Genomic DNA, 12,921 nt, shown 5'->3' with positions numbered 1-12,921 from the left:
TTTGGTCGGAGAATTTTTTATCCTATCTAGAAATTTTGTGATCAATATCCCAAATTTGAAATTTCTTAGTTGTTTTTCTATTTTTGTTCTTTATATTTACCTTGTCGAAACGTTTCGATATGAAGGTCAGCAGTTTATGACTATGAAAAATATAGGAGTAAAGAATGCGTAAAAAAATTATTTTAGATTGTGATCCTGGACATGATGATGCGATAGCTATGTTACTCGCTTATGGTAATCCAGAGATTGAACTACTTGCAGTCACTACTGTAGTAGGTAATCAAACATTAGAGAAAGTATCACGAAATGCTTTGGCAATTGCTGAAATTGCGCAAATGAAAAATGTTCCTTTTGCGAAGGGCGCAGACAGACCTATTGTTAGGGAAATTGAGGTTGCACCTAGTATTCATGGTGAATCAGGGTTAGACGGTCCAAAACTACCTGAATCTAATCGAACTTTCAATGAAAAGCATGCTGTGGAATTAATCATTGATCTTATTATGTCTCACCCAGAGAAAACAATTACTCTTGTCCCAACAGGAGGGTTGACGAATATTGCTTTAGCTGCAAGATTAGAACCGAAAATTATTGAGAGAGTAAAAGAAGTTGTATTAATGGGGGGAGGGTATCATACTGGAAATTGGAGTGCCGTAGCTGAGTTTAATATAAAAATTGATCCAGAAGCTGCGCATATTGTATTTAATGCTGGATGGAAAGTAACTATGGTTGGATTAGATTTAACACACCAAGCATTAGCCACCCCCGATGTTGTTGAGCGTATCGCGAAAATTGATACTAAGCCTGCTGAATTTGTTGTCGAATTACTTGAATTTTTTGGAAAAATGTATAAACAAGCCCAAGGCTTTAATTATCCTCCAGTTCATGATCCTTGTGCTGTAGCTTATGTTATTGATCCAACGTTAATAGAAACAGTAAGTGTACCAGTTAATATTGAATTAACTGGTACACATACCCTAGGAATGACAGTTGCTGATTTCCGTTATCCACCTAAGCTTTGCAATACGAAAGTAGCTACAAAGCTAGATAAAGAGAGATTTTGGAATTTAATTATTGATGCAATCAAACGATTAAATTAACAAAAAAGTTTATTTTTATTATCTTCCTTTTATTTACAATGAGGTCAAACTATGGATGCATTTATTAGTATCTTAGGGATTTTTGTATTATTAGGCATAGCCTATCTCCTTTCCAATAATAGAAAAGCTATTCGTGTAAGAACGGTATTTGGTGCATTAGTAATTCAAATCGCTATTGGTGCATTTATTTTGTATGTACCTATTGGTCGAGATGCCCTTTTGGGTATGTCTAATGCAGTAAGTAAAGTTATTGCTTACGCAAATGAAGGTATTTCATTTGTTTTTGGTAGATTGGCATCGGGTGAAAGTGTTGGTTTTATTTTTGCTATTAAGGTGCTTCCAGTCATAGTTTTTTTCTCTGCATTGATTTCCTTGCTTTATTATATAGGTGTAATGCAATGGGTCATCAAATTAATTGGAGGTGGATTGCAAAAAGTCTTGGGAACATCAAAAGCAGAGTCTATGTCTGCTGCAGCTAATATTTTTGTTGGACAAACAGAAGCGCCATTGGTTGTAAAACCCTATATTAGCAAAATGACGGAATCAGAGCTTTTTGCTATTATGTGTGGAGGACTAGCATCCATTTCAGGTTCTGTTTTAGCTGGATACGCTGGATTAGGTGTACCTTTAACCTACCTAATCGCAGCCTCCTTTATGGCTGCGCCTGCAGGCTTATTATTTGCAAAAATGTTGTATCCTCAAACAGAAGAATTTAATGACGAAATAGAAGAGGTTGAATTAGATAAACCTGCTAATGCGCTTGAAGCTATTGCTTCTGGTGCCGGGGCTGGAATGAGTATGGCATTAAATATAGGGGCAATGTTGGTTGCATTTATCGCTTTAATTGCGCTTGTTAATGGTATGTTAGGTGGAATTGGAGAATTGTTTAATCGACCAGATCTTTCTTTAGGCATGATTTTGGGGTGGATTTTTAAACCATTAGCGTGGGTTATGGGAGTACCTTGGAGTGATGCTGAAGTTGCAGGGCATATGATTGGTATTAAATTAACTGTAAATGAATTTGTCGGTTACTCTGAATTCTCTACTTATTTAGGAGCAAATCCGCCAATGGAACTTACAGATAAAACAAAGGCTATAATTACTTTTGCTCTTTGTGGTTTTGCCAATTTTGGTTCTATTGCTGTATTAATTGGTGGTGTTGGCGGTATGGCGCCAAATCGTCGAGGAGATATTGCTAGATTGGGAATTAGAGCTGTTATTGCGGGGTCTTTGGCTAATTTATTAAGCGCAACTATTGCGGGGTTTTTTATTGGTTTAAGTGGAGTAGTTTTAGCTTAAGCTTCAAAAGTGCGGTAAAAATAGCCGCACTTCAGATGTTTAATTGTTTTATATGCCTACTTTTGTAATGGAGAATAATTATGAAAGGGAAAAAACTCACCGTTCTTGGCAGTATTAATGCTGATCATGTGATTTCTGTGCCTTACTTTGCTAAACCCGGTGAAACGCTAACAGGTCAAAATTATCAAATTGCCTATGGTGGCAAAGGTGCCAATCAAGCAGTGGCAGCCGCTCGTTTAGGGGCAAAGGTCGCATTCATTAGTTGCATTGGATCAGATAGCATAGGCAAAACAATGAAAAATGCGTTTGCGCAAGAAGGAATTGATACAACCCATATTAATACCGTTTCACAGGAAATGACGGGAATGGCATTTATTCAAGTTGCCAAGTCTAGTGAGAACAGTATTGTGTTGGCTAGCGGTGCAAATGCACATTTGGGTGAGATGGTTGTTCGTCAAAGTGAGGCGCAAATTGCACAATCGGATTGCTTGTTAATGCAATTAGAAACCCCACTTTCTGGTGTGGAGCTGGCTGCTCAAATCGCTAAGAAAAATGGTGTTAAGGTTGTGCTAAATCCTGCTCCAGCGCAGATTTTATCGGACGAATTATTGAGTTTGATTGATATTATTACACCAAATGAAACTGAAGCTGAAATCCTGACGGGGATAGCGGTAACCGACGAGCAAAGTGCGGTGAAAGCTGCGAGTGTTTTTCACGATAAAGGCATTCAAACCGTAATGATTACCCTTGGCGCGAAAGGTGTGTTTGTCAGTCGAAAAGGTAAAAGCCGCATCATTAAGGGCTTTTGTGTGCAAGCAATAGATACTACCGCAGCTGGTGATACATTTAATGGCGGTTTTGTTACGGCTTTATTGGAAGAAAAAGCCTTTGATGAAGCCATTCGTTTTGGGCAAGCTGCCGCTGCGATTAGTGTGACGAAAAAAGGGGCTCAATCCTCTATTCCAACGCGTCAAGAAACTTTGGAATTTCTTGAACACGCTTAAAGTGCGGTGAATTTTTAGGGTGTTTTTATGGCGACAATGAAAGATATTGCACGACTGGCGCAAGTTTCGACTTCCACAGTTTCACATGTCATTAATGGATCGCGTTTTGTTAGCGATGAAATTCGTGAGAAAGTGATGCGTATTGTCGCTGAACTGAATTACACCCCCTCAGCTGTTGCACGAAGCCTTAAGGTGCGCGAAACCAAAACTATCGGACTACTTGTCACCGCAACAAATAATCCCTTCTTTGCGGAAGTGATGGCTGGCGTGGAGCAATATTGTCAGAAAAATCAATATAATCTTATTATTGCTACAACGGGTGGAGATGCCAAACGCCTACAACAAAATCTGCAAACTCTAATGCACAAACAAGTGGATGGTTTGCTTTTGATGTGTGGTGATAGCCGTTTTCAGGCTGATATAGAGTTAGCCATTTCTCTGCCACTGGTTGTGATGGACTGGTGGTTTACTGAGTTAAATGCAGATAAAATACTCGAAAATTCAGCACTTGGTGGCTATTTGGCGACAAAAGCATTAATCGATGCAGGACATCGTAAAATTGGCATTATTACGGGGAATCTCAAAAAATCTGTCGCACAAAATCGTTTGCAAGGTTATAAAAATGCGCTGTCGGAAGCAAAAATTGCGTTAAATCCTCATTGGATTGTCGAAAGTCATTTTGACTTTGAAGGCGGTGTACTTGGCATACAATCTTTACTTACTCAATCTTCACGTCCAACAGCAGTTTTTTGTTGTAGTGACACCATTGCTGTTGGTGCATATCAAGCTATTCAGCAACAAGGCTTACGTATTCCGCAAGATCTTTCAATTATGGGCTATGATGACATTGAATTGGCTCGTTATCTCTCACCTCCCCTTTCCACCATTTGCCAACCGAAAGCTGAACTTGGCAAACTCGCTGTTGAAACACTATTGCAACGAATTAAAAATCCTAATGAAAATTACCGCACTTTGGTTTTAGAACCAACTTGCGTGTTAAGAGAATCTGTTTACACTTTTAAATAAAATTAGAATAACTCAATTTCCTTATTGCTATTTTCAAAAAAACTGCTATTTTCTTGCGGTTTTTTTGTTTATTTAACCCACTGTTTAATTTAGGAATAAAATCTTATGAAAGAAAACAAACCTGTTGATCCTTATGCGAAATATAACGAACAATCGAATATTATCGCGAAAATAATTTTTGCTAGTCGCTGGTTGCAAGTGCCGATTTATTTGGGCTTGATTGTCACCCTTGCAATCTACTCTTATAAATTTATCAAAGGATTATGGGAGTTAGTGATTAATGTAAATGATATGGATTCCAACACAATTATGTTAGGTGTGTTGAATTTGATTGATGTCGTGATGATCGCCAACTTGCTTGTGATGGTAACCATCGGCGGTTATGAAATCTTTGTCTCTAAATTGCGTACGCGTAATCATCCTGATCAACCTGAATGGATGAGCCACGTAAATGCCACCGTGTTGAAAGTTAAACTTTCTATGTCTATTATCGGCATTTCATCTATCCATATGTTGCAAACTTTTGTGAATGCAAGCAATATGCCAGAAAAAACGATGATGTGGCAATTATTGTTGCACTTGGGCTTTTTAGTGTCGGCAATTGCTTTAGCTTATACGGACAAAATTTTGTATAGCACGAGCCATAAAACACATTAAAAATTTACCGCACTTTTAACCCCGTTCAAATTGAACGGGGTTTTATATATCATATAGTTACAATTTAATTTTTTAGTATAATACGCCGTTTAGAATAGGAAAGCTTAAATACTAAGATGTTAATCAAGTAGAAATTAATCTTCTAAATCTAGAGGCTCTTGCGAAAGTATAATTCCTGTCAGATCTGCGTAAATATAATCTTCTGGGAAAAAGGTTACGCCACCAAAATTCACTGGAATATCACTCTCGCCAGCACTGCTTTCATCTGCACTGACTGGAATTGGCGCAAGGGCATGAATACCAATATCGAGGTTTTCTAATTGCTGAATTTGGCGTACTGCACCATATACAATAATGCCTTCCCAACCATTATCAACGGCAAGTTGAGCCAATTCTGCATCAATCAAACCACGGCGTACCGCACCACCGCCATCAATGACAAGCACTCGACCTTCGCCGTTTTCTTCTAATACTTCAGCAATTAATCCATTACTTTCAAAGCATTTTACTGTAGTGACTTTACCGTAAAAATTACTTACACCACCAAAGCTTGAAAAAATTGGCTCCACGACATCCACTTGTTCTGCATAAAGATCGCAAAGTTCTGAAGTATCAATAAACATAACTTTCCCCTATCAATTGTTGAAATGTTGTTTGCTTTAGTATATGCCGATTTAGCCGATAAGCAAGCCTAAACTAAACAAGATATTGATTAATAAAGAAATCATAGACATTTGAGCCAACATTGGACGCAATTCACTTGGCTGCTGACTGCGATAAACAAAGATCGCATGTTTAGCCAACAACGGCATTGCCAATACAAATAAATAATTTGTCCAAGAAATGGCCGTTGCCACCGCAAATGCTAAATAACATAAGGCTGCCACACTTAATAAAATACAGTGGTAAACTCGCCCCTTATATGCACCTAAACGAACGGCTAGGGTATTTTTGCTAGCTTTCGCATCCTGTTCAATATCGCGTAAATTATTGATATTTAATACCGCACTTGCCAATAAGCCAGAACCAATAGCAGGCAAAATAATGTGACTATCAATACTGTGAATTTGCAAATAATAAGTACCGCCAACACCAAGCAAACCAAAAAATACCAACACAGAAATATCGCCCAAGCCCATATAGCCATAAGGTTTTACCCCAACTGTGTAAGTAATGGCAGCAACAATAGCTAAAATTCCAAGCCCAGCGAAAGCGAATAAATCTGAGAGATTTTCATAAGCGATTCCAATCAAGAAACTTCCTGAAAGAAAACTTGCCATCACCATTAGAATTAATCCCCATTTCAGTTCTTTTGCTGAAATTGCACCTTTTTGAATGCCACGTAATGGCCCAATACGTTCTTCAGTATCTGAACCTTTTTGATGATCCCCATAATCATTGGCAAAATTAGAAAGCACCTGCAATAAAATTGTCGTGAGTAAACAAAGCACCATTACAAGCCCATTAAAACCTTGTGGATTCGCCCAATAACCTAATGCCGAACCCGTGAAAATCGATGCCAACGCTAAGGGCAAAGTTTTCGGTCGAGCCGTTTCCCACCACATTTTCAATTTTTCATTTATCATTTTTTTTGACCGCACTTTTGATTACAATAAGCCGCGTATTCTACACTAAGACACCCAATTTATGAATGATTTAACCTTATCGCCTATCGCCATTATCCACACGCCTTATAAAGAAAAATTCTCCGTACCACGCCAACCTAAGTTAGTTGAAGACGGAGTAGGCATTGTAGAACTCTTACCGCCTTATAATTCGCCTGAAGCCGTGAGAGGATTAGAACAATTCAGTCATCTTTGGTTAATTTTTCAATTCGACCAAATCCAACAAGGAAAATGGCAACCCACCGTACGCCCTCCGCGGTTAGGCGGTAATCAACGCGTTGGCGTGTTTGCTTCACGCGCAACTCATCGCCCAAATCCTCTTGGTTTATCCAAAGTCGAATTACGTCAAGTAGAATGCATCAACGGTAACGTATTTCTCCATTTAGGTGCGGTGGATTTAGTGGATGGCACTCCAATTTTCGATATCAAACCCTATATTGCCTATGCGGATAGTGAGCCAAATGCGCAATCGAGCTTTGCCCAAGAAAAACCACCAGCAAAACTGACAGTTGAATTTACCGAACAAGCCAAAAGTGCGGTAAAAAAACGAGAAGAAAAACGACCGCACTTAAGTCGTTTCATTCGCCAAGTGCTAGAGCAAGATCCGCGCCCAGCCTATCAACAAGGTAAACCGAGTGATCGTATTTATGGAATGAGTTTGTATGAATTTAATGTGAAATGGCGAATTAAAGAGGGTACGCTTGATTGCGTAGAAGTAATTGAAATAGAAAAAGACAAATAGATGGAATATATCAATAAGGCAGGTAATCCCTGCCTTAGTTAATTTAAATGTCTTATTTTAGGAAAAATTGCCCTTTAGTTAATTTATAGATTGTCATTAAAACCAATAAGCCAATCATTACATTTGAGAAAACAAAGACAAAAATAGACACGCCTTGTAAAACATCACTGTGATAAAAAACAGTTGCGCTATTTGCCATAGAAGCTAATCCGAATGAAAATCCCCATAAACCAACATTAAGCCCTTTTTCTACAATCCAAGGGAATAATCGCAATAAGAAAAATAATTGCAAAAACCCATATCCCCAAAGGATTTTAGCTAACGTATCCACCTCGCCGTGATTGATCGATAAATAAGCAGATACACACACAAACGCAGGTGCTAAAACAATCCCCATTGTGGCTCTAAATGGTGGCTCAAGAGATGAAATACGTAAATGTTGTAATAATACAGGTTCAAAAAAAATCCAAGCAATCATTCCTGCGCCAAAGAATAAATAGCCTAAATCATGATAGCCAAGTAATGCTAATGAACTTGCACTGGTGAAATTTGCAGCAACCGCAGGCAAATAAAACGAAGGATGAGTAGATTTTTGCTCAAATACACCACCTTGCCATAATTCACTGACACGTAATGTTGAGAAAAGTAATTGACCAATCGTTCCAATCCAAATTAAAACTTCAGCAATTAAAGGATTCCAACGATAAAGAATATCGCCTACCAACATAGTTGTAATAGGAATCAATGCAATAAAGGAAAAACGAACTGGGCTATGATACTCTGCACGAACTTCCTCAAAGTAATAACGAAGTTTATACGCATACATTAAAATAAATAAAATCCAGACCGCACTTGCTACAATGCCAAGAACATCACTTACCATTCGCGCAGCAGGAAATAAGTTTTCTAAATGAAACCAAGCTAAAGATAAGGCTGCCAAACCAAGAGGAATACCGAAATATCCTGTTGGAAGAGGAAAAGGCTTTGTTGTATTCATAGTATGATCCTTATTTTGAAAAATCTGAGCAAAGTGTAACATAACTATCAACAACAAACTTTTCTAAAAGTCTCAAATTTTTGTGAATTTCTATGAAGAAACATACTTGTTGTTCTGGCATAAAACCTCTACCCATTTTCATAAAAATAAAAAACCCGAACTTTCATTCGGGTTTTCTTATATAGGGAATTAATTATTCCGCATCATCTGCCATGTTAAGCATTTCAGCTAAGTTCGCACTTGCATCATCTGCAGTCATAACAAACTCATCAGCGATAGCGGCTTCATCTTCTTCAGATAATTTCGCTACAACATCATCAACTAAGCGATGTTTGTGACGATTTTGATGATACGCAAAACCTGTACCTGCTGGGATTAAACGACCTACGATTACGTTCTCTTTCAAGCCACGTAATTCATCACGTTTACCTGCCACTGCTGCTTCGGTAAGAACACGAGTAGTTTCTTGGAACGATGCGGCAGAAATGAAGGATTCAGTCGCAAGAGACGCTTTGGTAATACCCAATAATTCGCGCTCAAACTCAACTGGTGGTTTACCTTCTGCTTCACGTTGACGGTTAACGATTTTCACGCGAGCAACTTCGACTTGTTCCCCTTCAAGGAATTCTGAGTCGTAAGCTTTAGTAATTACCGCTTTACGTAACATTTGACGAACGATAACTTCGATATGTTTATCGTTGATTTTTACCCCTTGTAAGCGGTAAACATCTTGCACTTCGTTCACGATGTATTCAGTTACTGCACGCACGCCACGTAAACGTAAAATGTCATGTGGTGTTTCAGCACCATCAGAAATTACGTCGCCACGTTGTACCATTTCGCCTTCAAATACGTTGAGCTGACGCCATTTTGGAATCATTTCTTCGTAAGTTTCGCCTTCTGTAGGAGTAATTAATAAACGGCGTTTACCTTTAGTTTCTTTACCGAAAGACACGATACCAGAAATTTCAGCCAAGATAGCGGGTTCTTTTGGTTTACGTGCTTCAAATAAATCCGCAACGCGTGGTAGACCACCGGTAATATCTTTAGTACCCACAGATTCTTGTGGAATACGTGCTAATGGTTCACCTACTTTTACTGCTGCGCCATCGTCTAAACTTACGATTGCTTTACCAGGTAAGAAGTATTGTGCAAGAACATCAGTTTCAGGTAAGAAAATATCGTTGCCATTTGCATCAACTAATTTAATAGTTGGACGTAAATCTTTACCCGCAGTTGCACGTTCACCCACATCTTGAACCACGATTGATGATAAACCTGTTAATTCATCTGTTTGACGCGTCACAGTTAAACCATCAATAATGTCTACAAATTTCACAAAACCAGATACTTCAGAGACAACTGGCATTGTATGTGGATCCCAATTTGCGATAGTTTCGCCTGCAGTGACTTCTTGACCGTCACCTTTGCTTAATACCGCACCATAAGGCACTTTATAATGTTCTTTAGTACGACCAAATGCATCAGTAATAGTTAATTCCGTGTTACGAGAAGTTAATACTAGTTTGCTTTCATCGTTAGTCACGAATTTTGCATTCATTAAATGCACTGTACCAGTGTTTTTAACTTGCACACTAGATTCTTTCGCTGCCGCAGATGCCGCACCACCAATATGGAACGTACGCATTGTTAGCTGTGTACCCGGCTCACCGATAGATTGAGCGGCAATAACGCCCACCGCTTCGCCTTGGTTGATTAAATGACCACGCGCAAGATCACGACCATAACATTTCGCACATACACCAAAATCAGTATCACAAGTTACAACAGAACGTACTTTTACGCTATCTACAGAGTTTGCATCCAACACATCACAGAGTTTTTCATCTAATAAGGTGTTACGCGGAATTAATACTTCTTCTGTACCTGGTTTTAAAATATCTTCTGCAGCAACACGACCTAATACTAATTCACGAAGTGGCACTTTTTCATCTCCACCTTCAATTAATGGGGTCATGACTAAGCCTTCGTGCGTACCACAGTCATCTTCTACAATCACTAAGTCTTGTGCCACATCAACTAAACGACGAGTTAAGTAACCTGAGTTCGCTGTTTTTAATGCGGTATCCGCCAAACCTTTACGAGCACCGTGGGTTGAAATAAAGTACTGTAATACGTTCAAACCTTCACGGAAGTTTGCTGTAATTGGGGTTTCAATGATCGAGCCATCTGGACGAGCCATCAAACCACGCATACCTGCTAACTGACGAATCTGAGCTGCAGAACCACGCGCACCAGAATCAGCCATCATAAAGATACTGTTAAAGGACGCTTGTTTTTCAGGATTACCTTCACGATTGATGACTTCTTCTTGAGATAAGTTTTCCATCATCGCTTTCGCTACGCGCTCATTCGCGGCAGCCCAAATATCGATTACTTTATTATAGCGTTCGCCTGCCGTCACAAGACCTGATTGGAATTGTTCTTGGATCTCAGCTACTTCTTCTTCCGCTGCAGAAATAATTTCGTATTTCTTCGCTGGAATTTCCATATCATCAATACCAACTGATGAACCAGAACGTGCCGCATACGCAAAACCGGTATACATAATTTGGTCAGCAAACATTACCGCTTCTTTTAAACCTAAACGACGATATGCTTCGTTAATCAGTTTAGAAATGGCTTTTTTACCTAATGTTTGGTTGAACAATGAATAAGGCATGCCTTTCGGCGCGATCATCCATAAGATTGCACGACCGATAGTTGTATCAGTCAGCGTGGTTTTCGCATCAAATTCGCCCGCTTCATTCTTCACATATTCAGTAATACGTACTTTCACACGAGAATGTAATTCTGCTTCGCCTGTACGATATGCTTTTTCAGCTTCGCGAGGATCTTGCAATAACATACCTTCGCCTTTACCGTTCACTTTTTCGCGGGTCATATAGTAAAGACCTAATACCACGTCTTGTGATGGAACGATAATAGGATCACCGTTTGCTGGAGAAAGCACGTTATTGGTGGACATCATCAATGCACGAGCTTCTAATTGCGCTTCAAGGGTTAATGGAACGTGTACCGCCATTTGGTCACCATCGAAGTCTGCGTTGAACGCCGCACAAACGAGTGGGTGTAATTGAATCGCTTTACCTTCGATTAAGATCGGTTCAAATGCTTGGATACCCAAACGGTGAAGTGTTGGCGCACGGTTCAATAGAATCGGATGTTCACGAATAACTTCTGCAAGAATATCCCAAACGATCGCATCTTCACGCTCAACCATTTTCTTAGCCGCTTTGATTGTCGTAGCATAACCACGGCTTTCTAATTTCGCATAGATAAACGGACGGAATAATTCCAATGCCATTTTCTTCGGTAAACCACATTGGTGTAAGTGCAAGTATGGACCAACAGTGATTACAGAACGACCTGAATAGTCAACACGTTTACCTAATAAGTTTTGACGGAAACGACCTTGTTTACCTTTGATCATATCCGCTAATGATTTTAATGGACGACGGTTAGAACCCGTAATTGCACGACCGCGGCGACCATTATCTAATAAGGCATCAACAGATTCTTGTAACATACGTTTTTCGTTGCGCACAATAATATCTGGCGCAATTAAATCTAATAAACGTTTTAAACGATTGTTACGGTTGATTACACGACGATATAAATCGTTCAGATCTGAAGTCGCAAAACGACCACCATCAAGTGGCACTAATGGGCGTAAATCTGGTGGAAGAACTGGCAATACCGTCATAACCATCCATTCTGGTTTATTACCAGATTGAACAAATGCTTCTAATAATTTTAAGCGTTTAGTGATTTTTTTACGTTTAGTTTCAGAGTTAGTTTCTTGTAATTCTTCACGTAATTTTTCACATTCAGATTCAAGATCCATACCTTTTAAGAGATCTTGAATCGCTTCGGCACCCATTTTCGCTTCAAATTCATCTTGCCAACGATCTTCAGCGTCAAGGTATTGTTCTTCTGTTAATAATTGACCGCGCTCTAAGTCCGTCATACCTGGTTCGGTCACGATGTACATTTCAAAATAAAGTACACGTTCGATATCGCGCAATGGCATATCTAAAAGTAAACCGATACGAGACGGCAATGATTTTAAGAACCAAATATGTGCAACTGGCGATGCAAGTTCAATATGACCCATACGTTCACGACGAACTTTAGTTTGAGTGACTTCAACACCACATTTTTCACAAATCACACCACGGTGTTTTAAACGTTTATATTTACCACATAAACATTCGTAATCTTTTACAGGCCCGAAGATACGCGCACAGAAAAGACCATCACGTTCAGGTTTGAACGTACGGTAGTTAATGGTTTCAGGTTTCTTCACTTCACCAAATGACCAAGAACGGATCATATCTGGGGAAGCTAACCCAATTTTAATCACATCAAAATCTTCACTGGTTTTTGATTGTGCTTTTAAAAACTTAACTAAGTCTTTCACAAATGTTCTCCTGTCGGAGTTAAAGGTTTA

General features: G+C 39.1%; 10 protein-coding genes. 6 read left to right on the top strand and 4 right to left on the bottom strand.

Annotation, left to right across the window (positions count from 1 at the left end):
- Positions 1-164 precede the first annotated feature (164 nt).
- The 5 genes from uriH to K6J66_RS02610 all read left to right on the top strand — a co-directional run bounded on the left by uriH (position 165) and on the right by K6J66_RS02610 (position 5,083).
- A complete protein-coding gene (gene uriH / locus K6J66_RS02630; RefSeq protein WP_005658044.1) occupies positions 165-1,097 on the top strand; it encodes a uridine-preferring nucleoside hydrolase UriH in 933 nt (310 codons plus the stop codon).
- A 51-nt stretch (positions 1,098-1,148) separates the two neighbouring features.
- Positions 1,149-2,396 (top strand): NupC/NupG family nucleoside CNT transporter, encoded by a 1,248-nt coding sequence (locus K6J66_RS02625; protein ID WP_038439411.1) that lies wholly within the window; start codon positions 1,149-1,151, stop codon positions 2,394-2,396.
- 80 nt (positions 2,397-2,476) lie between these two features.
- Positions 2,477-3,400 (top strand): ribokinase, encoded by a 924-nt coding sequence (rbsK, locus tag K6J66_RS02620; protein WP_038439413.1) that lies wholly within the window; start codon positions 2,477-2,479, stop codon positions 3,398-3,400.
- A gap of 27 nt (positions 3,401-3,427) precedes the next feature.
- The gene (locus K6J66_RS02615) at positions 3,428-4,426 is read left to right on the top strand and encodes a substrate-binding domain-containing protein (protein WP_005664516.1); all 999 of its coding nucleotides are present in this window, start codon (positions 3,428-3,430) and stop codon (positions 4,424-4,426) included.
- Positions 4,427-4,531: 105 nt separating this feature from the next.
- On the top strand, positions 4,532-5,083 hold the full coding sequence (locus tag K6J66_RS02610; protein WP_005649445.1) for a TIGR00645 family protein: 552 nt from the start codon (positions 4,532-4,534) through the stop codon (positions 5,081-5,083).
- 134 nt (positions 5,084-5,217) lie between these two features.
- Here K6J66_RS02610 and rraA read toward each other — a convergent pair whose 3' ends face one another.
- Complete coding sequence (gene rraA, locus K6J66_RS02605; RefSeq protein WP_005669389.1) at positions 5,218-5,706, bottom strand: ribonuclease E activity regulator RraA; 489 nt, start codon at positions 5,704-5,706, stop codon at positions 5,218-5,220.
- 51 nt (positions 5,707-5,757) lie between these two features.
- On the bottom strand, positions 5,758-6,669 hold the full coding sequence (menA, locus tag K6J66_RS02600) for a 1,4-dihydroxy-2-naphthoate octaprenyltransferase (protein ID WP_038439419.1): 912 nt from the start codon (positions 6,667-6,669) through the stop codon (positions 5,758-5,760).
- A 61-nt stretch (positions 6,670-6,730) separates the two neighbouring features.
- On the opposite strand from menA, the gene tsaA reads away from it, so the two are divergent.
- Positions 6,731-7,450, top strand: a complete 720-nt coding sequence (tsaA, locus tag K6J66_RS02595; RefSeq protein WP_038439420.1) for a tRNA (N6-threonylcarbamoyladenosine(37)-N6)-methyltransferase TrmO — start codon at positions 6,731-6,733, stop codon at positions 7,448-7,450.
- A gap of 52 nt (positions 7,451-7,502) precedes the next feature.
- Here tsaA and tehA read toward each other — a convergent pair whose 3' ends face one another.
- Both tehA and rpoC read right to left on the bottom strand, forming a co-directional pair.
- Positions 7,503-8,447, bottom strand: a complete 945-nt coding sequence (tehA, locus tag K6J66_RS02590; RefSeq protein ID WP_038439422.1) for a dicarboxylate transporter/tellurite-resistance protein TehA — start codon at positions 8,445-8,447, stop codon at positions 7,503-7,505.
- Between the two features lie 193 nt (positions 8,448-8,640).
- A complete protein-coding gene (rpoC, locus tag K6J66_RS02585) occupies positions 8,641-12,891 on the bottom strand; it encodes a DNA-directed RNA polymerase subunit beta' (RefSeq protein ID WP_110442577.1) in 4,251 nt (1,416 codons plus the stop codon).
- Positions 12,892-12,921: the final 30 nt, after the last annotated feature.

Origin of the sequence: Haemophilus influenzae (genome assembly GCF_019703545.1) — a bacterium.
Classification (GTDB): Bacteria; Pseudomonadota; Gammaproteobacteria; order Enterobacterales; family Pasteurellaceae; genus Haemophilus; species Haemophilus influenzae_E.
Note: the sequence above shows the minus strand (reverse complement) of the source record. Positions and strands in the feature narration are given on the sequence as shown.